General features: G+C 75.6%; 18 protein-coding genes and 1 tRNA gene. 8 read left to right on the plus strand and 11 right to left on the minus strand.

Going from position 1 to position 19,388, the window contains the following annotated elements; all coding sequences use genetic code 11:
- Positions 1-57: 57 nt before the first annotated feature.
- Complete coding sequence (gene xseA / locus ABL57_RS00480) at positions 58-1,359, minus strand: exodeoxyribonuclease VII large subunit (protein WP_047801493.1); 1,302 nt, start codon at positions 1,357-1,359, stop codon at positions 58-60.
- A 61-nt stretch (positions 1,360-1,420) separates the two neighbouring features.
- Here xseA and ABL57_RS00485 point away from each other — a divergent pair, with 61 nt between their 5' ends.
- Together ABL57_RS00485 and ABL57_RS00490 are read left to right on the plus strand one after the other, a co-directional pair.
- The gene (locus tag ABL57_RS00485; RefSeq protein WP_047801494.1) at positions 1,421-2,365 is read left to right on the plus strand and encodes a hypothetical protein; all 945 of its coding nucleotides are present in this window, start codon (positions 1,421-1,423) and stop codon (positions 2,363-2,365) included.
- A 10-nt stretch (positions 2,366-2,375) separates the two neighbouring features.
- Positions 2,376-3,458, plus strand: a complete 1,083-nt coding sequence (locus ABL57_RS00490) for a 4-hydroxy-3-methylbut-2-enyl diphosphate reductase (RefSeq protein WP_047801521.1) — start codon at positions 2,376-2,378, stop codon at positions 3,456-3,458.
- Between the two features lie 51 nt (positions 3,459-3,509).
- Here the strand turns inward: ABL57_RS00490 and ABL57_RS00495 are convergent, their stop codons facing one another.
- The 3 genes from ABL57_RS00495 to ABL57_RS00505 all read right to left on the minus strand — a co-directional run bounded on the left by ABL57_RS00495 (position 3,510) and on the right by ABL57_RS00505 (position 6,757).
- Positions 3,510-4,955: a DNA recombination protein RmuC gene (locus ABL57_RS00495; RefSeq protein ID WP_082157131.1), complete on the minus strand. Its 1,446-nt coding sequence runs from the start codon at positions 4,953-4,955 to the stop codon at positions 3,510-3,512.
- Positions 4,956-5,025: 70 nt separating this feature from the next.
- Positions 5,026-5,787 carry an ABC transporter permease gene (locus ABL57_RS00500; RefSeq protein ID WP_047801495.1) on the minus strand — a complete coding sequence of 254 codons (762 nt, stop codon included), beginning with the start codon at positions 5,785-5,787 and terminating at the stop codon, positions 5,026-5,028.
- Between the two features lie 49 nt (positions 5,788-5,836).
- Positions 5,837-6,757 carry an ABC transporter ATP-binding protein gene (locus tag ABL57_RS00505; RefSeq protein ID WP_047801496.1) on the minus strand — a complete coding sequence of 307 codons (921 nt, stop codon included), beginning with the start codon at positions 6,755-6,757 and terminating at the stop codon, positions 5,837-5,839.
- A gap of 111 nt (positions 6,758-6,868) precedes the next feature.
- On the opposite strand from ABL57_RS00505, the gene ychF reads away from it, so the two are divergent.
- On the plus strand, positions 6,869-7,954 hold the full coding sequence (gene ychF, locus ABL57_RS00510) for a redox-regulated ATPase YchF (RefSeq protein WP_047801497.1): 1,086 nt from the start codon (positions 6,869-6,871) through the stop codon (positions 7,952-7,954).
- 18 nt (positions 7,955-7,972) lie between these two features.
- Here ychF and arfB read toward each other — a convergent pair whose 3' ends face one another.
- Positions 7,973-8,413 (minus strand): alternative ribosome rescue aminoacyl-tRNA hydrolase ArfB, encoded by a 441-nt coding sequence (gene arfB, locus ABL57_RS00515; RefSeq protein ID WP_047801498.1) that lies wholly within the window; start codon positions 8,411-8,413, stop codon positions 7,973-7,975.
- A 205-nt stretch (positions 8,414-8,618) separates the two neighbouring features.
- Here arfB and ABL57_RS00520 point away from each other — a divergent pair.
- Both ABL57_RS00520 and ABL57_RS00525 read left to right on the plus strand, forming a co-directional pair.
- Positions 8,619-8,695: transfer RNA gene (locus ABL57_RS00520), tRNA-Met, on the plus strand.
- Between the two features lie 136 nt (positions 8,696-8,831).
- On the plus strand, positions 8,832-9,920 hold the full coding sequence (locus ABL57_RS00525; protein ID WP_047801499.1) for a DNA glycosylase AlkZ-like family protein: 1,089 nt from the start codon (positions 8,832-8,834) through the stop codon (positions 9,918-9,920).
- A gap of 3 nt (positions 9,921-9,923) precedes the next feature.
- Here ABL57_RS00525 and ABL57_RS00530 read toward each other — a convergent pair whose 3' ends face one another.
- The 5 genes from ABL57_RS00530 to ABL57_RS00550 all read right to left on the minus strand — a co-directional run bounded on the left by ABL57_RS00530 (position 9,924) and on the right by ABL57_RS00550 (position 13,235).
- Positions 9,924-10,280: a hypothetical protein gene (locus ABL57_RS00530; protein WP_047801500.1), complete on the minus strand. Its 357-nt coding sequence runs from the start codon at positions 10,278-10,280 to the stop codon at positions 9,924-9,926.
- A gap of 175 nt (positions 10,281-10,455) precedes the next feature.
- The gene (locus tag ABL57_RS00535; RefSeq protein ID WP_053004667.1) at positions 10,456-11,202 is read right to left on the minus strand and encodes a helix-turn-helix domain-containing protein; all 747 of its coding nucleotides are present in this window, start codon (positions 11,200-11,202) and stop codon (positions 10,456-10,458) included.
- Between the two features lie 333 nt (positions 11,203-11,535).
- Positions 11,536-11,898 carry a hypothetical protein gene (locus ABL57_RS00540; RefSeq protein WP_047801501.1) on the minus strand — a complete coding sequence of 121 codons (363 nt, stop codon included), beginning with the start codon at positions 11,896-11,898 and terminating at the stop codon, positions 11,536-11,538.
- A gap of 161 nt (positions 11,899-12,059) precedes the next feature.
- Complete coding sequence (locus ABL57_RS00545; RefSeq protein WP_047801502.1) at positions 12,060-12,461, minus strand: lipopolysaccharide assembly LapA domain-containing protein; 402 nt, start codon at positions 12,459-12,461, stop codon at positions 12,060-12,062.
- Between the two features lie 93 nt (positions 12,462-12,554).
- On the minus strand, positions 12,555-13,235 hold the full coding sequence (locus tag ABL57_RS00550) for an alpha/beta family hydrolase (protein WP_238985938.1): 681 nt from the start codon (positions 13,233-13,235) through the stop codon (positions 12,555-12,557).
- A 36-nt stretch (positions 13,236-13,271) separates the two neighbouring features.
- Here ABL57_RS00550 and ABL57_RS00555 point away from each other — a divergent pair, with 36 nt between their 5' ends.
- Positions 13,272-13,916, plus strand: coding sequence for a mismatch-specific DNA-glycosylase (locus ABL57_RS00555; RefSeq protein ID WP_047801504.1), 645 nt, complete (start codon positions 13,272-13,274; stop codon positions 13,914-13,916).
- A gap of 81 nt (positions 13,917-13,997) precedes the next feature.
- Here the strand turns inward: ABL57_RS00555 and zupT are convergent, their stop codons facing one another.
- Entirely contained in the window at positions 13,998-14,783 is a 786-nt protein-coding gene (gene zupT, locus ABL57_RS00560) for a zinc transporter ZupT (protein ID WP_047801505.1), read from the minus strand.
- 120 nt (positions 14,784-14,903) lie between these two features.
- Here zupT and ABL57_RS00565 point away from each other — a divergent pair, with 120 nt between their 5' ends.
- Together ABL57_RS00565 and ABL57_RS00570 are read left to right on the plus strand one after the other, a co-directional pair.
- Complete coding sequence (locus ABL57_RS00565) at positions 14,904-15,764, plus strand: aminoglycoside phosphotransferase family protein (protein WP_047801506.1); 861 nt, start codon at positions 14,904-14,906, stop codon at positions 15,762-15,764.
- 99 nt (positions 15,765-15,863) lie between these two features.
- On the plus strand, positions 15,864-19,340 hold the full coding sequence (locus tag ABL57_RS00570; RefSeq protein ID WP_053004668.1) for an alpha-amylase family glycosyl hydrolase: 3,477 nt from the start codon (positions 15,864-15,866) through the stop codon (positions 19,338-19,340).
- Positions 19,341-19,388 lie beyond the last annotated feature (48 nt).

A 19,388-nucleotide genomic window follows, 5' to 3' on the forward strand; every position in this document is an offset into this window, starting at 1 on the left:
GGGGCCGGGAGCCGCTCCCGGCCCCGGCGGCGTGCCGGGCCCGGGGCGCGCCCGGGCTCAGGCGCCGCCGGGGTGCTCTCCCGGGCGGCGGGCGGAGACCGTCTCGGTGCGCACGCCCAGCTCCCCGGCGGCCAGGCGCACCGCCAGCTGGTCCCCGGCGCGCACGGCCGCGGCGTCGGTGACCACCGCGCCGGAGGCGTCCAGGACCACGGAGTAGCCGCGCTGCAGCGTCTCCTGCGGGGACAGGGCGCGCACGCGGGCGCGCAGGTGCCGCACGGCGTCCCGCTCCCGCAGCGCCCGGGAGTCCACGGCCGACAGCGCCCGGGTGCGCCACCGGTCGACGTCCTCCTCCCGCAGCAGGATCATGTCCTCGGGCTGGGCGAGGGCCGGGCGGGAGCGCATCCCGGCCAGGCCCGCGGCCTCCCGGTCCAGGAAGGCGCGCACGGCACGGTCCAGGGACGCCCGGGCCCGGACCACCCCGGCGCGCTCCTCCACCACGTCCGGGACGATCCGCTTGCCGGCGTCCGTGGGCGTCGAGGCCCGCAGGTCGGCCACCCAGTCCAGCAGCGGCTGGTCGTTCTCGTGCCCGATGGCGCTCACCACCGGCGTCCGCGCGGCCGCCACGGCCCGGATCAGGGCCTCGTCGCTGAAGGCCAGCAGGTCCTCGAAGGACCCGCCGCCGCGGGCGATCACGATGACGTCCACCTCGTCCGTCCCGTCGAGCTCGCGCAGCGCCTGGGTCACCGCCCGCACCGCCCCGGAGCCCTGCACGGCGACCTCGCGCACCTCGAAGTGCACGGCCGGCCAGCGCAGCGAGGCGTTGCGGATCACGTCCTTCTCGGCGTCCGAGTTGCGCCCCGTGACCAGCCCGACCCGGCGGGGCAGCAGGGGCAGCGGCTTCTTGCGCCCGGCGTCGAACAGGCCCTCCTCGGCCAGGGCCCGGCGCAGCCGCTCGAGCCGCTCCAGGAGGTCCCCGAGCCCGACCGGCCGGATCCCGCGGCCGAGCATGGACAGCCGGCCGGTCTTGGCCCAGAAGTCGGGCTTGAGCTGGGCGACCACCCGCATGCCCTTCTCGAGCGGGCGGTCCAGGTGCGCGGTCTCGTTGGCGAAGAGGGTCACGGGCACGGAGATCTCCGCCTCGACGTCGCGCAGGGTCACGTAGGTGACGCGCGCGCGCTTGTTGAGCTCGATGATCTGGCCCTCGACCCACGTGGGGGCGCAGCGGGCGATGTAGGCGTGCAGGTTCTCCGAGAGCATCCGCAGCGGCCAGGGGTTCTCCGGGGTGGTCCGGTCCGCCCGCGCGGGCAGCTCGCGTCCACCGCCCGGGGGCACGTCCTCCTGCGGCTCGAGATAGGTCATGTCCCATGCTTACCACCCGGCGAGGACCGCCGCGCGCGGCCCCCGCCCGTACAGTGGTGCCGTGACGTCCTCCGCGCCCCCCACCTCCGGACACCGTCCCCGACGACGCTCCGCCACCGTCCTGCGCACCGGCCTCGGCACGGTCCTGGGCCTGACCGCCGCCGCGCTCGTGGCCGTTCTCGTGCCGCTGCACTGGGCCCAGGACACCCTCGTCTCGAAGGACGGGTTCACCCAGGTGGTGGGCACCCTGGCGGAGGACGAGCCGTTCCAGGAGGAGCTGGCCCGCACCGCGGTGGACCAGGCGGCCGAACGGATCGTGGGGGAGCGGGCCACCGGGGTCGGCTTCCTCGACCGGATGCTCGAGAACGCCGTCCGCCGCGCCGCGGACGTCGCGGCGGGACTCACCTCCGACCCCGCCTACCGGCGCGCGTGGACGGAGTCGCTCGCCCGCACCCACGAGGCCAACGTCCCCGCCGACGGAGCGGCGGACGCCCCGCCCCAGCACCTCGTGCTCGACATCGGCCCGGTCCTGCAGGAGGTGGACGCGGCCGTGCAGCGGGCCGTGGGCGTGGACGTCGGACTGGCGGACCGGGAGAGCACGATCACCGTGCCGGGGTCGAACACCGGGCGCCTGATCGCGGCGGGGACCCGGCTCACGGACCTGGCCGTGCCGCTGACCTGGGTCGCCGCGGCCCTGGCGGTGCTCGCGCTGCTGGTGACCCGGCACCGCCTCGCCACCCTGGCCGTGCTGGGGCTCGGCTCGCTGGCCGGTCTCGGCGTCGTGTGGCTGGTCGTGGAGGAGAGCGTGCAGCGGGCCTCCGGCGTGCTGGGCTCGGACCCGGTGGTCCGGCTCGCCGCCGACCGCGTGCTGACCCTGCTCACCGGCTCCCTCGGCGAGCACATGGCCACGGCCGCCTGGGCCGCCGGGATCACGGGCGTCGTGGGCCTCGTGGGAGCGATCGCGGTGTCGGGCGGATCACGGCGCGGTGTCCGGCCCACCGCGTAGCATGGAGGCCATGCCGACCACCGTTGCGCTCTCCATGCCCACCGTCCCCCGTCAGCGGCGCTCGCCTGCCGACGTGGCCGCCGCCGCCCCCGTCGACGGACCCAAGAAGGTCCTGCTCGCGTCCCCCCGCGGCTACTGCGCCGGGGTGGACCGCGCGGTGATCGCCGTGGAGAAGGCGCTCGAGCACTACGGCGCCCCGGTGTACGTGCGCAAGGAGATCGTGCACAACAAGTTCGTGGTCGGCACCCTCGAGGAGCAGGGCGCCGTGTTCGTCGACGAGACCGACGAGGTCCCCGAGGGCTCCCTGCTGATCTTCTCGGCGCACGGGGTCTCCCCGGCGGTCGTCCGCTCGGCCGAGGACCGGCAGCTGCGCACCATCGACGCCACCTGCCCGCTGGTCACCAAGGTGCACCGCGAGGCCGTGCGCTTCGCGAGGAGCGACTACGACATCCTGCTCATCGGCCACGACGGCCACGAGGAGGTCGAGGGCACCTCCGGCGAGGCCCCCGAGCACATCCAGGTGGTCAACAGCCCCGACGAGGTCGACCAGGTCGTGGTCCGCGACCCCGACAAGGTCGTGTGGCTGTCCCAGACCACTCTCAGCGTCGACGAGACCCTGGAGACCGTGCAGCGGCTGCGCGAGCGCTTCCCGTCCCTGCAGGACCCGCCGAGCGACGACATCTGCTACGCGACCTCCAACCGGCAGACCGCGATCAAGAAGATCGCCCCGGACGCCGACCTCGTGATCGTGGTGGGCTCCGCCAACTCCTCGAACTCCGTGCGGCTCAAGGAGGTCGCCCTGGAGTACGGCGCCCGCCGGGCCGAGCGCGTGGACTTCGCCCACCAGGTGGACGAGGCCTGGTTCGAGGGCGTCGCCACGGTCGGGGTGACCAGCGGCGCCTCGGTGCCCGAGGTGCTCGTCCAGGACGTGCTGCGGCTGCTGGCCGACTACGGCTACGGCGAGGTGGAGCAGGTCGTCACCGCCGAGGAGGACGTCCTGTTCTCCCTGCCCAAGGAGCTGCGCGCCCGCCTGACCGCGGCCGGGGACACCTCCCACCGCCTCGGCGGCCGCGGGGCCCGCCCCACGCGCTGAGGCGCGTCCTGCTCCCCGTCCGCTGAGCCCCGGCCCTCGTTGCGCCGGGGCTCAGCCGGCCGCCCGGTCCGCGCCGGCGCCCGCCCGCCCCGGTGCGGGGCGGTCCGCGGACTCGGCGGACCGCACGCGTCCCGGCTCCCGTGCCGCCCCCTCGAACCGCGTCCCGCTCGGCTCCGCGGCCGCGATCCGCGCCGCGCCGGGCTCCGGTCCGGTGACCTCCGGCGCGGCGACCTTCGGCGCGGTGGACTGCGCCCCGGTGGACTCCGCCCCGGTGGACTGCGCCTCGGTGAACTCCGGGGCGGTGAGCGGACGCGGCGCCACCACGAGGGGCCGGGTGCTCAGCCGGTCGTCCGGCGCGAGGGTGGGGTCGAGGTCGTTGATCCGCCGGGCCGTGGGGAACACCCGGGTCTCCACCGAGCCGGCCAGCCGGTTGTACGTCTCGACCGACTTCTGCAGCGACCTCCCCATGTCGTCCAGGTGCTTGCCCACCGTGCCCAGCCGCTCGTAGAGCTGGCGGGAGAGGTCGAAGAGCTCCTTGGCGTTCTCCGCGAGCCCGTGCTGGCGCCACGTGAACGCCACGGCCTTGAGCGAGGCCAGCAGCGAGACCGGGGAGACGAGGGCCACGTTGCGGCCCGCCGCGTGGTCGAGCAGGGTCGGGTCCGTGTCCAGGGCCGCCGACAGCGCCGACTCGGCGGGCAGGAAGCACAGCACCAGCTCCGGCGAGGCGTCCCGCGCCTCCCAGTACTTCTTCGAGGCCAGCGCGTCCACGTGCCCGCGCACGGCCTTGGCGTGGGCGCTCAGCTGGGCGCGGCGGGCGTCGTCGTCCCCGGCGTCCTGGGCGCGCAGGTAGGCGGTCATGGGCGCCTTGGCGTCCAGCACGATGTCCCGGCCGCCGGGCAGGTGCACCACCATGTCCGGGCGGATCGCGCTGCGCTCGCCGTCGGCGGTGGTGCCGGTCGAGGCGACCTGCTCGCGGAAGTCGACGTGGGCGGTCATGCCCGCGGCCTCGACCACGCGGCGCAGCTGCACCTCGCCCCAGGTGCCGCGCGCGGAGCCCGAGCGCAGCGCGGAGGACAGCGAGGTGGTGGCGGTGCGCAGGTGGTCCCCGACCTCCCGGGTGTGCGCCAGGGCCTGGGTGATCCCGCCGTACTGCTCGGCGCGGTCCCGCTCCAGCGCGGCCACGTGCTCCTCGACCGAGCGCAGCTGGTGGGCCACCGGCGCCAGGGCCCGCAGCACGTTGTTGTCCTGCACCGAGCGGGCGTCGGCGTCGCGCAGCCGGTCCTCGAGCTGCGCCCGGGCCTCGACGGCGGCGGCGCGCTCGGAGGCGAGGTCCACGAGCCGGTCCTGCACGGCGGCGAGCTCGGCCTGCAGCCCGGCCCGTTCCTCCTCCGCGGTCCGGACGTCCCGACCGGTGCGGGCCCGGGCGACCGCGGCGCCGAGAAGGACGCCCACGAGCAGGGCGAGGAGGACGAGGGCGACGGCGAGGCTGACGGTCATGCCCAGCAGTGTGGCACGTCACCCGGACACCGCACGGCAGGGCCGCCGCCGGCCACCGCGCGCCCGGCGGTCAGCGGCGGATCGTGGTCCGGCGCACGGCCAGCAGCACGACCACCGCGAAGACCACCGCCCAGACCCCCGTGTTGAGCGCCAGCGCCCACAGGGGGTCGGACTCCACGGGCGGTCCGCTCGTGGCGACGACGTCCCCCTCCACCAGCGGATACCGGGCCAGTCCGGCCAGGCCGTAGAGCGGGGTGAACCGGGCGATGTCGAGCATGACCCCGGTGAGCGGGACGAAGAGGTTGCCGAAGAAGCTGAGCACCACCAGCAGCCCCGACGCGGCGCTGACCGCGGACTCGGAGCGGAAGAGCAGCCCGGCGGCCAGGCCGTACAGGGCGAACACGGAGGAGCCGGCCACCACGATCGCCCCCGTGGCGGGCCAGCGCCAGCCGCCCAGCTCGGCGCCGGTCAGGGCGCCCACGGCGTACACGGCCAGCACCGGCAGCACGGCCACGGACAGGGCCACCGCCACCTTGGCCAGCACGTAGCCGTGCCGCGGCGCGGGCGTCAGCCCGATCTGGCGCCCCCAGCCGCGGGCCTGCTCCACCGCGGCGGAGCCGGCGATCGAGGTGGTGGCGGTGACCGCACCGTACACCGCCATGGAGATCATGTTGTACCCGCCGGCGTTGCCGTGCCCCACGGGCAGGTCCGCGAAGTCCTGCAGCGCCGTGAACATCAGGTACAGCACCGGGGGCAGGACCACGGCGAAGAACGAGGTGGGGACCATCCGCACGGTGCGGCGCAGGTCGTGGGCGGCGTAGCCGAGGCTCATGGCGGGGACCTTCCGGAGGGTGGGCGGGGCCGGGGTGCGGGGCGGGCGCTCAGTCGGCGACGAGGCCCAGGAAGGCCTCCTCGAGGCCCGCGTGGCTGATCTCGAGGTCGCTCGCCGCGGGGTCCGCCAGCAGGCGGCGGGCGATGGCGTCCGTGTCGGGGCCGGTCAGCCGCCGGCGCGCGCCCACGGCGGGCAGCGGCGTGGCGCCGGGCACGTCGACGGGCCCGGACCCGGACCAGCGGAAGCTGACCACCCGGGTGCCGGCGAGGGACTGGACCTCCGCGGTGGGGGCGTCGGCGACGATCCGCCCGCCCTTCATCACCACCGTCCGGGCGGCGAACTCCTCCGCCTCGTCGAGGTAGTGGGTGGCGAAGACCACCGTGCGGCCGCGGTCGGCCTCCTGGTGCATCGCGGTCCAGAACTCCCGGCGGGCGTTGACGTCCATCCCGGCGGTCGGCTCGTCGAGCAGCAGCAGCTCCGGCTCCGGCAGCAGCGCCAGGGCGAAGCGCAGCCGCTGCTGCTGGCCCCCGGAGCACTTGGAGACCTTCCGGCCCGCGAAGTCCGCGGCGCCGGCCCGTGCCAGCGCCTGGTCCACGGGCAGGTGCTGCCGGTGCAGGGTGGCGACCATCGCGACGGTCTCGCGCACGGAGAGGTCGTCCAGCAGCCCGCCCGTCTGCAGCACGGCGCCGATCCGTCCGGCCCGCACGCTGCGGCGGGGCGCGGCGCCGAGGGTGCGCACGGTGCCGTCGTCGGGGTCGGTGAAGCCGAGCACCATGTCCAGCAGCGTGGTCTTACCGGCCCCGTTGGGGCCCAGCAGCGCGACGACCTCGCCGCGGCCGATGCGCAGGTCCACGCCGTCGACGGCCTGCACCCGGCGGCTGCCGTGCCCGAAGTGCTTGCGGGCGCCGACGACCTCGATCGCGGGCACGGCGCCGTCGTCGGTCGGCGCGGGCCCGGTGGTGGTGTGCATGCTCCTACTCTGGCGCATGCGTCCCGCCGGGGCACGGACCGGCCGCCGGGCGATGTCCTGTGGGGCGCCCACGCGCGCACCGCACGGGGCCGCCCGGTAGGATGGTCTCCCGTGGCTCTTACTATCGGAATCGTCGGACTGCCCAACGTCGGCAAGTCCACCCTGTTCAACGCGCTGACCCGCAACACCGTCCTGGCGGCGAACTACCCGTTCGCCACGATCGAGCCGAACATCGGCGTGGTCAACCTGCCGGACCCCCGCCTGGACCGGCTCGCGGAGATCCACGGGTCCGAGCGGATCCTGCCCGCCACCGTGTCCTTCGTGGACATCGCCGGCATCGTCAAGGGCGCGTCCGAGGGGGAGGGGCTGGGCAACCAGTTCCTCGCCAACATCCGCGAGGCCCACGCCATCGCCCAGGTGGTCCGCGCCTTCGACGACCCGGACGTCATCCACGTCGACGGCGAGGTCGACCCGGCCTCCGACATGGAGACCATCAACACCGAGCTGATCCTCGCCGATCTGCAGACCCTCGAGAACGCGATCCCGCGCCTGGAGAAGCAGGTCAAGATCAAGAAGGCCGACCCGGCCAAGCTCGCCGCGATGCAGCAGGCGCAGACGGTCCTCGAGCGCGGGGACACCATCTTCGGGGCGGCCGAGCGGGAGAAGCTGGAGCTCGACCAGCTGCGCGACCTGAGCCTGCTCACCGCCAAGCCGTTCATCTACGTCTTCAACGCCGACGACGGGGTGCTCGGCGACGCGGCGAAGCAGCAGCAGCTGCGCGACCTCGTGGCGCCCGCCGACGCCGTGTTCCTCGACGCGAAGCTCGAGGCCGAGCTCGTGGAGCTCGACGAGGAGGAGGCGAAGGAGATGCTGGAGATGTCCGGCCAGGACGAGGCCGGGCTCGACAAGCTGGCCCGCACCGGCTTCTCCACCCTGGGGCTGCAGACCTACCTCACCGCCGGGCCCAAGGAGTCCCGCGCCTGGACGATCCCCGTGGGCGCCACCGCCCCGCAGGCCGCCGGCGTCATCCACACCGACTTCGAGCGCGGCTTCATCAAGGCCGAGATCGTCTCCTTCGAGGACCTCGACGCCGCCGGGTCCATGGCCGACGCCAAGGCCGCCGGCAAGGTGCGGATCGAGGGCAAGGACTACGTCATGCGCGACGGCGACGTGGTGGAGTTCCGCTTCAACGTGTGAGCCGCTCGCCGGCGCGGGTCACTCGGGCCCGGGGCGCCGGCGCTGCTGCTTGGTCTCGGAGCGCCGGCGCTTGCCCTCGAGCCGGCGCCGCCGCGAGCCGTGCGTGGGCCGGGTGGGCCGCCGCACGAGAGCCGGCACCAGGGCCTCGCGGAGCATCGCGGCCAGGCGGTCTCTCGCCGCGGTCCGGTTGCGCCGCTGCGACCGGTGCTCCGCGGCGCTGATGGTGAGCACGGTGCCCGAGAGCCGTGCGGAGAGCCGGTCGAGGACGAGCGCGCGCTGGGCGTCGCTCAGCGCGGTCGTGGTGCCCAGGTCCAGGGAGAGCTGGACCCGCGAGTCGGTCGTGTTCACGCCCTGGCCGCCGGGCCCGGAGGCGTGGGAGAACTGCTCGACCAGCTCACCCGCCGGCACCCTGAGGCCGCGGGGCACACCGGGGCCCGGGGGCACGTGCAGATCCTCCACCCGACGATTCTCTCGCACCTCCGACGTGCTCGCCGCCCTCCGGACGCACCGGACGTCGCCGGAGCCCGATCCGGGCCGCACCCGACGGGCGCAGCGCGCTCATTCCCGTCGCCCGGCGTCCGTGGCGCGGTCGACGGTCCCGACCGCCGGCCGTGCGCTCCCGATGTGCATGTCCGTCCGGAAGCGCGTACACTCGACGAGTCGCCGCGGGGTGGAGCAGTTCGGTAGCTCGCTGGGCTCATAACCCAGAGGTCGCAAGTTCAAATCTTGCCCCCGCAACCAGAGGAAGGCCCCGGACCACATCGGTCCGGGGCCTTCGTGCTGTCCCGGCCCGGCGGTGCCGCTCGCGGGGTGCCGATCGACGGGTGCGGGCCGGAGCCCCGGCCCGGGCGTCCGCGGTCCTGGCTATCCTCGGGGCATGACCGTCCTACGCCTCGACCCCGCCGAGGCCCGGCGCATCGCCGTGCGCGCGCAGCTGCTGGACGCACCGCGGCCGGCCGACCTGCTCGCCGTGGTCCGCGGGCTCTCACTCCTGCAGATCGACCCGATCGCCGCCGTGGCGCCCAGCGCCGACCTCATCCTGTGGAGCCGGCTGGGCCGCGCCTACCGGCCGGCGCAGCTGCAGCAGGCCCTGGAGCGGGACCGCACGCTCTTCGAGCACAACGCCATGGTCCGCCCGATGGAGGACCTGGCGCTGCACCTGCCGGCCATGGCGGCCTGGCCCGCGCGCGAGGCGCCGCGGGAGTGGCTGCGCACCAACGACCGGTTCCGCCGCGACGTGCTGCAGCGGCTGGGCGCGGCGGGACCGCTGCTCTCCCGCGAGATCCCGGACACCAGTGCGGTGCCGTGGCGGTCCACCGGCTGGACCGACAGCCGCAACGTCACCCAGATGCTGGAGTTCCTCATGCTGCGCGGCGAGGTGGCCGTGGCCGGCCGCCGGGGCCGGCAGCGGCTGTGGGACCTCGCCGAGCGCGTCTACCCGGCCGGCACCCCGGTGCTGTCCCCGGAGGAGGCCCGGCGGCGGCGCACCGCCCGGCGGCTGCGCTCGTTGGGCATCGTGCGGGCCGGCGCGCCCGGCACGCCCGCGGAGCCGCTGGCCCTCGGGGAGGTCGGGGTCGAGGCGGTCGTCGAGGGCGTCCCGGGCACGTGGCGGGTGGACCCGGAGGCGCTGGGACGGCCGTTCGCGGGACGCACGGTGCTCCTGTCGCCCTTCGACCGGCTGGTGCACGACCGGACCCGGATCAAGGACCTGTTCGGCTTCGAGTACACCCTGGAGATGTACAAGCCACGCGCCGCACGGCGGTGGGGGTACTTCGCCCTGCCCGTCCTGCACGGCGACCGGCTGATCGGGAAGGTCGACGCCGCGGCCGACCGCGGCAGCGGCACGTTCACCGTCTCCGCGGTGCACGAGGACGTCCCCTTTTCCCCGTCCACGGCCGAGGCCGTGGACGAGCAGCTCGAGGACCTCGCGGCCTGGCTCGGGCTCCGGGTCTCCCGGGGCGGGTGAGGCTCAGGCGGCGGCCTGCTCCGCGCCGCCGTGCCGGTCCCCGGGGTGCTCGCCGCCCGGCACGATCCGCAGATCGGTCAGGTCGGCGCCGTCGAGCAGCGGCAGGATGACGGTGGCCAGCAGGGCCAGCGCCGCGCCGTAGGCCCCGGCGCAGCTCTCCGACTCGACGTCCATCCGCACCGAGAGCCCCTGCGCCCCGCTGCTGCGGGCCGCGCAGCGGGCCACCGCTCCGGCCCGGCCGAGCGCCTCGACCGTGCCGGCGTCGACCCGCCTCTCCGTCCGGACCGTGGCCTCCGCGATCCACCGGGTCCCCGGTCCCGTGGCCTCTGGGCGTGCTCCCGCCTGCGCGACGTCGTCCATCGTTGCCTCCCCCTGGCTCGTCCCCGTGCCCCGGCTCCGCCCCCGAACCCGTGGTCACGACCTTGCATGATGGTGCTGCGACCGGCCCCGGCCGCTCCTCCATGGTCGGGGCCGGGCGGGGCGCCCCGCCAGCATCCGTTCCCGCCGGTGCGCTTTCCGGACCACCGGTGCCCGTTCAGGCGCGCAGCGTCGCCGCCGGGTTGCACCCGTGGCGCTCGCGGTAGGCGGCGGCGAAGCGCCCCCGGTGCACGAAGCCCCACCGGGCCATCACCGTCTCCACGGTGGTGCCGGTGCCGGGATCGGCGTCGAGCAGCGCACGGTGCGCCGCGTCCAGGCGGGCGTCCCGCAGCCGGTGCGTCGGCGTGGTGCCCAGCTCCCGCCGGAACGCCGCCTGCAGGCCCCGGGGGCTCATCCGGGCCGCGGCCGCGATCTCGGCCAGGCCGATGTCCTCGTCCAGGTGCGCCTCGATGTAGGCCAGCGCCCGCCGCACGGCGGAGGGTGCGGCCGCGGGGCCGCCGGTGCGCTCCCGGGAACGCTCCAGGAAGGAGCCCGGGAAGGTCTGCAGCAGCGCCGTGACCAGGCACCGCACGGCCTCGGCGCGCACGAGCGGCGCCCGCATGAGCTCCTCGTGCGGCAGGACGTCACGCCCCAGGTGCCGCACGGTGGCGGTCCAGTACCGGGCCATGGCCGGGTCCACGGGCCGGTCCCCGGTGAACTCCAGCCGGAAGTCCTCGTCGGCCAGCAGCCGCCGGGCATGGGCCTGCACCGCCGCCGGCTGCAGGGAGACCGTCATGAGGTCGAGCTCCGCCCACCGGCTGGAGAACGGGCGGCGCGGGAACAGGAACGGTCCCCGGTGGGCGAAGCGGTCGCCGCGGCCGGTCGCCGTCAGGTGCCCGCTCAGCACGTGGCCGACGCGCAGCACGCCGGTGCCGTCCGTGCTGCCGGCGGCGGAGGAGCCCCCCCAGGCGCAACCGCTCGTGCCGCACGGGTCCCGTGCCGGCCGAGGAGAGCTCCATCCGGAAGGGCTCCTCGGGGCTGCGGCGCACCTCCCGCACGGCGAAGACCCGGTCGAGCACGGCGACGCCCTCGGCGGGGTCCCGGGTGGCGAACGCGGCCCGGTGCATGTGCTGGTCCATGCTGGGCACGCTACGCGGCCCGGCCGGCGGAACAGCCGACTGTGACGGCGCGTTGAGCCACCGGTGCCGGAACGACGCGACCGAGCCGAACCGGACGCACGGTCCCCCGGTCCGCACGGCTAGGGCCGGGGCTCACCGGTGTCCGGTGCGTCGTCCAGTGCGGAGTCGAGGTACTCCTCGACGTCCACGAGCACGGCGGGCCCGGCCTGGGCGACCTGCAGGGCCACGGCCAGGCTCGTCACGTCGTCGTCGTCGAGGGGCTGGTCGGGCAGGTCCACGGCGTAGCGTGCCTCGCCGTCGACCATCACGGGCGTGATGTGGGCGGCCCCGGCCGCGAGGTCGACCACGGTCGCGGGGGCGACCACATCGAGAGCGTCAGCACCGAGAGTGTCGGCACCGAGAGCGTCGGCATCCGGGGCGTCGGCATCCGGGGCGTCGGCGCCGGGGGCGTCCGCGTCGTCGGGGGGAGCAGGGCAGGTCATGGTGTCCGTCCTTCGTCGGGTGCTGTCAGGCTACGCGCTCCGCCGGCCGCAGGGGTGGAGCGGGCGCCGTGGCGCGTGCGGCCCGTCGGGGCGCCGGTCCGTCGGGGCGGAGCGGGCGCCGTGGCGCGTACGGCCCGGCGCCGCTCCGCCGGGACGGGGGCTCAGCCCAGGGCGCGCTTGATGTCCGTGCGCTCCTTCTCCAGCCTGCGCACCCGGTGGCTCAGCCGGAAGAGGCGCACGGAGCCGACGAGCCCCATGACGAGGGCGCCGGCCACCGCCGCGAAGAGCATCGCGATGCCGAGGGGGAGGACGAACTCCCAGCCGAGGAAGCGGAAGTCCGTGGGGACGTTGTTCTGCAGGATGAAGACCAGCAGCAGGACGAGGATGAGCAGTCCGAGCAGCAGGGCCGTCCACATGGCCCCCGAGACGCCGCGCTTCTGGTGCTCGTCCAGGGCGGGGTCGGTGCGCACCGGAGGCGGGGCCGGCGACGGGTCGGCCGGCCGCCGGTCCTCGGGCGGCAGGCCGGGGCGGGGTGCGTCGGGGGACTCGGGGGTGCGTGCCATGACGGTTCTCTCCCTGCTGGTGCGGACGCTCGCGGAGACGCTGGTGCGTCCACCGTAGCCCGCTGCGGGGCGCTGCTGAAGAGCCGTGCCGGCTCAGCCCGGCGCGGCGGCCGTGCGCAGGAAGCGGAGCGTCTCGGCGGTGACCCGTTCGAGCGTCTCCTCCTGCCCCAGCGCCGCCGACCGGGCCGTCCTGAGGCCGTGGTCGGCGCCCTCGACCGGGAGCACCTCGACCGCCGGCGCCCCGTGCGCGACGGCCCGCAGCTCGGCCGCGGAGCCGAAGGGGTCCCGCGTGCCCTGCACCGCGAGCACCGGCACGCGCGGGGTCAGCAGCTCCTCGGACCGGGACCGCTCCGGCCGTCCCGGCGGGTGCAGCGGGAAGGCCAGGCACAGCACGGCCGCGGCCCCCACCGCCCCGGCCGTGCGGCACGCCACGCGGGCCCCGGCGCTGCGGCCGCCGACGACCAGGGGCGTCGCGCCGGCCAGCTCCGCGACCGCCGGGGCAGCGGCCAGCCAGGCGGCGTCCAGGGCGGCCGGGCGGGGCGCGATCCGCTTGCCGGCCACCACCCAGGGCTGCTCGTGCCGGACCACGGTCACGCCGTGCCGGGGAAGCCCGGCGGCGAGCGCGGCGAGGTCGCGGGAGCCGGCCCCGCCGCCCGCGCCGTGCCCGAGCCACAGCACCGCCCAGGGGGAGCCGGCGGGGGAGGAGGCCCGGGAGACCAGGAGGCGTCCCGGGCCGGTCTCGGTGGGCACGGTGATCTCGTCCGGTGACGGCATGGTCCCCACGGTAGCGGGACGGCCTAGCATGGCGGGATGGCACCAGCACGGACACCGGGCGGAACCCGGCCGAGCCGGGCGGACCTGGAGGCGGCGCGGGGCGCGACCCTGCCGGACCTGCTCGGTCCCGGGCTGCGGCTGCTGATCTGCGGGATCAACCCCAGCCTGTGGGCCGCGGCCACCCAGGCGCACTTCGCCCGCCCGGGCAACCGGTTCTGGCCGGCGCTGCACGACGCCGGTCTCACCGGCCACCTCGTGGACTGCTCCGCAGGGATGAGCGACGCCGACCGCGAGCACGTCGTGGGCCGCGGCCTGGGCATCACCAACCTCGTGCGCCGGGCCACCGCCCGGGCGGACGAGCTGGACCCCGCCGAGTTCGTGACCGGCTTGGAGCGGCTGGCCGGCCTCGTCGCCGAGCGGCGCCCCGCCGTCGTCGCGGTCGCCGGGGTCACGGCCTACCGGCACGCGTTCGCGGAGCCGCGGGCCGCGCTCGGGCGCCAGGAGCGGGAGCTGGCCGGGGCGCAGCTGTGGGTGCTGCCCAGCCCCAGCGGGCTCAACGCCCACGCCTCCCGGGCGGGCCTGGCCGCGGCCTTCGCCGAGGCGGGGCGCGCCGCCGGGGTGCTGCCGCCGGACCCCGGGTCCCCGCTCGGCGCCGGCCGCGCCCGGCCGCCCCGGCCCTGAGCGCGTGGGCCCCGGCCCCGGCGGAGCCGGAAGCTGCCGGGTCCGGCCGATCCCGGCGGACTCGGACGAACAGCAGCGGGCTCAGACGAACAGCAGCAGGCTCACGGCCATGACCACCATCCCGGCCACGAGCCCGTAGACCGACAGGTGGTGCTCGCCGTACTCCTGGGCCGTGGGCAGCAGCTTGTCCAGGGAGATGAAGACCATGATCCCCGCCACGCCCGCGAACACCACGCCGAAGACGGTGTCGCTCATGAACGGGAGCAGGACCAGGTACCCGAGCACCCCGCCCAGGGGCTCGGCCAGCCCGGACAGGAACGAGTAGCGGAACGCCTTGCGCCGGTCGCCCGTGGCGGAGTGGATGGGCACGGCCACCGAGATGCCCTCCGGGATGTTGTGCAGGGCGATGGCGACGACCACCGGGATCGCCACGGACGGCTCCTGCATCGCCGCCACGAAGGTCGCGAAGCCCTCCGGAAAGTTGTGGATCGCGATCGCCACCGCCGTCATGGTGCCCATGCGCATCAGCCGGCGCTGCCGGCCGTCGTCGTCGTGGGGGTACTCGTGCGGGTTCACCCGGCTGGGCACGAGCCGGTCGATCACGGCGATCAGCGCGATGCCCCCGAAGAACCCGCCCGCCGTGGCCCACGCCCCCGCGCGCTCCCCGAGCTCCGCCACGAGGGCCACCTGGGCCTTGACGAAGATCTCGACCAGGGACACGTAGATCATCACCCCGGCGGAGAAGCCGAGGCTGACCGCGAGGAACTTGGCGTCGGTGCGCCTGGTGACCAGGGCCAGGAAGGCCCCCACCCCCGTGGCCAGCCCCGCGAACAGGGTCAGGCCGAAGGCGAACAGCAGCTCGTGCACGGGCGGGTGTTCTCCGTTCCGACCGGGGGATGGGCGCTCGCAGTCTAGCGAACACGGGCGGGGCGGGCGGCGGCCCCCGTGGGCGAAGATGGTCGGGTGACCTGCGAGGAGGGCGGACCCATGACCGACGACGACGCGGCACGGCTCCGGGCCGGGCTCGCGGAGCGCTACCTGGCCGCGTGGGAGCTGGTCCCGGACGGGCGGTCCCGCGACGACGACGGCGCCCTGGCGCTGCCGGTGCGCACCCGTGCGGGGGAACCGGCGCTGCTGCGCCTGGGCCCGCCGGGCGCCCGGGGCGAGCACGAGCACCTGGCGCTGCGCCTGTGGGGCGGGCGCGGCGCCGTGCGGCTGCTCCGGGCGGAGCCCGCGGACCGGGCGCTGCTGCTCGAGCGCACCGGCGGGCGGGACCTGCGGGCCCTGCCGGACCTGGAGGCCTGCCGCGTGCTGGGCGAGCTGACCCGCAGCCTGGCCCGCCCGCCCCGGCCCCCGTTCCCGGCCCTGTCGGCGGCGGCCCGGGCATGGCGGGAGGGCCTGGACGGGGCCGCCGAGCTGGACGCCCGGTTCCCGCGGCGCTTCCGGCGGCAGGCGGTCGCGAGCCTGGACCGGCTGCTGCGCGAGGAGCTGGACGCCGCCCTCGTGCACCAGGACCTGCACCCGGGGGCCGTGCGCGCCGCGCGGCGCGCCCCGTGGCTGGCCACCGGGGCGGACCCGGTGCTCGGCACCGTGGAGTTCGCCCTGGTCGCCGGCCTGTGGCCCCGCACCGAGGCGGCCGGCCACGGCGGGGCCCTGGCCGCGGCGCTCGAGGACCGGATCGAGGCCCTGTCCCTCGCGGCCGGCGCCGACGCCGAGCGCCTGCGGGCCTGGGCGCTCGTGCGGTTCACCCTCGCCGCCCGGGAGGAGGCGGTCCGGCCCACCGGCCTCCCGCACCGGGCGATCAGCAGACTGGTGCAGCTGTGCAAGGCCGTGCAGAAGGGCGGCTGACGCCCCGGCCGCGCTCCCGGATGTGATCCAGCTCACGGGTTAGACTCCAGCTCGTTTCCGAGCACGCCCTGCTCGATCCCACCACCCCCTGGAGACACCGTGAAACGTCGTCCGTCCACCGTCCTGGCCGGCCTGCTGTCCGCCACCGCGGTCGGCGCCGCCCCGGTCGCCGTCGGCCTCGCCGCCGCGGCACCGGCCGCCGCCGCGGCCCCCGCCGTGACCCTCGTCGGCAGCCTGCAGGACGAGCTCGGCTGCTCGTCCGACTGGCAGCCGTCCTGCGCCGAGACCGTCCTCGCCCCGATCGGCGGGGACACCTACGAGGGGACCTTCGAGGTCCCCGCCGGCACCTGGGAGTACAAGGTCGCCCTCGGCGGCGGGTGGGACGAGTCCCATCCCGCCGAGAACCTGCCGCTCGTGCTCGAGGGCCCCGCCACCGTGGTGTTCAGCTTCGACGACGCCACCGACACGGTCTCCGTGCGCCCGGCCGCGGTGGGCGGCGAGGAGGTCACCGAGCAGGACCGGGCGCTGGCCGGCGACAGCCTGCGCGCCCCCGTCACCTCCGAGCAGTTCTACTTCGTGATGGCCGACCGCTTCGCCAACGGCGACCCGTCCAACGACACCGGCGGGCTCGAGGGCGACCGGCTCGAGCACGGCTTCGACCCCACGGACAAGGCGTTCTACCACGGCGGAGACCTGCAGGGCATCCAGGAGAGGCTGGACTACATCGAGGGCCTGGGCACCACCGCCATCTGGCTGACCCCGTCCTTCAAGAACCGCCCGGTGCAGGGCGAGGAGGGCGCGGAGAGCGCCGGCTACCACGGCTACTGGATCACCGACTTCACCCGGATCGACCCGCACCTGGGCAGCAACGAGGACATGCGGGAGCTCGTCGACGCCGCCCACGCCCGCGGGATGAAGGTCTACTTCGACATCATCACCAACCACACCGCGGACGTCATCGACTACGCGGAGGGCACCACCGACTACGTCACCAAGGCCGAGGAGCCCTACCGCGACGCCGCCGGGGAGCCCTTCGACGACGCCCGCTACGCGGGCTCGCCGGAGTTCCCCGCGACCGACCCCGCCACGTCGTTCCCCTACACCCCCATCTTCCGCGCCCCGGAGGACGCCGGCGTCAAGGTCCCCGCGTGGCTCAACGACCCGAACCTCTACCACAACCGCGGGGACTCCACCTGGTCCGGGGAGTCCGTCACCTACGGCGACTTCGTGGGCCTGGACGACCTGTTCACCGAGCGCCGCGAGGTGGTCGACGGGATGGTGGAGATCTACTCCGCCTGGGCGGAGATGGGCATCGACGGCTTCCGCATCGACACCGTCAAGCACGTCAACCTCGAGTTCTGGCAGGAGTTCAGCCCCCGGGTGCTCGAGGCGGCCCGGACGCACAACGAGGACTTCTTCATGTTCGGCGAGGTCTACGACGCCGACCCGGCGTACCTGTCCTCCTTCACCACGGACGGCCGGCTGCAGGCGGTGATCGACTTCGGCTTCCAGGCCCGCTCCCTCGAGTTCGCCAAGGGCGGGGCGACCACGTCCCTGCGGGAGTTCTACGCCGCCGACGACCACTACACCGACACCGACTCGAACGCCTACCAGCTGCCCACGTTCACCGGCAACCACGACATGGGCCGCGCCTCCTGGCTGCTGTTCGACGCCGGCTTCCGCGACGAGGAGCTGCAGCGGCGCGTGGAGCTGTCCAACGAGCTGATGTTCCTGACCCGCGGCCAGCCGGTGGTCTACTACGGCGACGAGCAGGGCTTCATCGGCTCCGGCGGGGACCAGCTGGCCCGCCAGGACATGTTCGCCACGCAGGTCCCGCAGTACCTGCAGGAACCCATGATCGCGGCCGAGCCCGGCGCGGCCGACCGCTACGGCACCGACCACCCGCTCTACGAGCAGATCGCCGAGCTCTCCGCGCTGCGGGCGGCCCACCCGGCGCTCGCCGACGGCGCGCAGCTGCACCGGTACTCCTCCGACCGGGACGGGGTCTACGCGTTCAGCCGGATCGACGCGGACGAGCGGCGCGAGTACGTGGTGGTCACCAACAACTCCGAGCAGGCCCGGACCGTGGCCGTTCCGACGTCCTCCGGAAACACCCAGTTCACCTCCCTCTACGGGACGGACGGGAAGGACAAGCGCAAGTCCGGCAAGGACGCCCGGCTCGACGTCGAGGTCGCCCCGCTGTCGACGGTCGTGTACCGGGCCGGGCGTGCTCTGGCCCCGGAGCAGGAGGCCCCGCAGGTGCGGCTGCAGGCCCCCGACCTCGGGGCCGACGGCCGGACCGAGCTGCGGGCGGACGTCCCCGGCCGCGGCTTCGCCCAGGTCGGCTTCGCCGTGCGCCCGGCCGGGACGCAGGAGTGGACGGCGCTGGGCACTGACGACAACGCCCCGTACCGCGTCTTCCCCGACGCCGCGGACGTGGCCGACGGCACCCTGCTCGAGTACCGGGCCGTGCTGAAGGACTCCTCCGGCAACCTCTCCGCCTCCTCGGCCTGGGCCGTGGCCGGCGCGGGCGGCGCCCCCGCGGACGGCGGGGGCGCCGGCCCGGTGGTGGGCGAGGTGCAGCAGCCGGAGGCGGTCTCCGTGCCCGGCACGCACAACACCGAGATGGGTTGCGCCGCCGACTGGGCCCCCGCCTGCGAGCAGGCGCAGTTGCGCCTCGACCCCCGGGACGGGATCTGGAAGGGCACCGCCGACCTCCCGGCCGGGGGACACTCCTACAAGGTCGCGATCGACCGCGCCTGGGACGAGAACTACGGCGCCGGCGGCGCGCTCGCCGGCGCCAACATCGGCTACGAGGCCCCGGGCGGACCGGTGACGTTCTACTACGACCCGGCCACGCACTGGGCGACCACCGACGCCGACGGGCCCCTGCTCACGGCCTCCGGCACGTTCCAGGACGAGCTCGGCTGCGCCGCCGACCGCACCCCCGACTGCCTGCGCCCCTGGCTGCAGGACCCGGACGGGGACGGCACCTACGCGTGGTCCACGACCCTGATCCCGGCGGGGGAGTACACCTTCCGTGTGGTGGAGGACCTCGGCGCCGGCGCGGCGTACGGGCAGGACGGGGCCGTGGGCGGCGCCGAGGTGAGCCTGTCCGTCCCTGAGGACGGGATGGTGGCCACCATCGAGTACGACGCCGGCACCCACGAGATCCGCACCCGCACCGGAGCGGCCGAGCAGCCCGCCGCCGGCCCGGACCTGGGCACGGCCCGGGCCGCGTGGGTCGGGGCGGACCTGCTGGCGGTCCCGGCGGGCACGGTCCCGGCCGGCACGGACCCGGCCCTGCTCGACTGGTCCCTCACCTGGGGCCCGGACGGCGCCCTGGCCCTCGACGCCGAGACCGTCACCGGCGGCCGCAGCGTGCCGGTCACCGTGGCGGAGCTGCCGGCCGGCGTCCTCGCCGAACGCCCCGAGCTGGCGGGCGGGTTCGCCCTGCAGGTGGACCGGCGCACCGCCCGGCAGGCCGGGGAGGTCCTGGCGGGCCAGGCCGTGGTCTCCGCCACCGACGGCACGGGCCGGATCGTGGCCGCCACCGGCGTCACCGACGCCCGGTAGCGCCGCACCCGCCCCGGCAGCGGGCGCACGGAGAGGCCCCCGGAACCG

The sequence above is a fragment of the Kocuria sp. SM24M-10 genome (genome assembly GCF_001027955.1).
Taxonomy (GTDB): Bacteria; Actinomycetota; Actinomycetes; order Actinomycetales; family Micrococcaceae; genus Kocuria; species Kocuria oceani.

Coding starts and splice junctions, on each gene's coding strand:
- xseA (WP_047801493.1), bottom strand. CDS start 1,359: ATGACCTATCTCGAGCCGCAGGAGGACGTGCCCCCGGGCGGTGGACGC.
- ABL57_RS00490 (WP_047801521.1), top strand. CDS start 2,376: ATGCCGACCACCGTTGCGCTCTCCATGCCCACCGTCCCCCGTCAGCGG.
- ABL57_RS00495 (WP_082157131.1), bottom strand. CDS start 4,955: ATGACCGTCAGCCTCGCCGTCGCCCTCGTCCTCCTCGCCCTGCTCGTG.
- ABL57_RS00500 (WP_047801495.1), bottom strand. CDS start 5,787: ATGAGCCTCGGCTACGCCGCCCACGACCTGCGCCGCACCGTGCGGATG.
- ABL57_RS00505 (WP_047801496.1), bottom strand. CDS start 6,757: ATGCACACCACCACCGGGCCCGCGCCGACCGACGACGGCGCCGTGCCC.
- ABL57_RS00525 (WP_047801499.1), top strand. CDS start 8,832: ATGACCGTCCTACGCCTCGACCCCGCCGAGGCCCGGCGCATCGCCGTG.
- ABL57_RS00530 (WP_047801500.1), bottom strand. CDS start 10,280: ATGGACGACGTCGCGCAGGCGGGAGCACGCCCAGAGGCCACGGGACCG.
- ABL57_RS00540 (WP_047801501.1), bottom strand. CDS start 11,898: ATGACCTGCCCTGCTCCCCCCGACGACGCGGACGCCCCCGGCGCCGAC.
- ABL57_RS00545 (WP_047801502.1), bottom strand. CDS start 12,461: ATGGCACGCACCCCCGAGTCCCCCGACGCACCCCGCCCCGGCCTGCCG.
- ABL57_RS00550 (WP_238985938.1), bottom strand. CDS start 13,235: ATGCCGTCACCGGACGAGATCACCGTGCCCACCGAGACCGGCCCGGGA.
- ABL57_RS00555 (WP_047801504.1), top strand. CDS start 13,272: ATGGCACCAGCACGGACACCGGGCGGAACCCGGCCGAGCCGGGCGGAC.
- ABL57_RS00565 (WP_047801506.1), top strand. CDS start 14,904: ATGACCGACGACGACGCGGCACGGCTCCGGGCCGGGCTCGCGGAGCGC.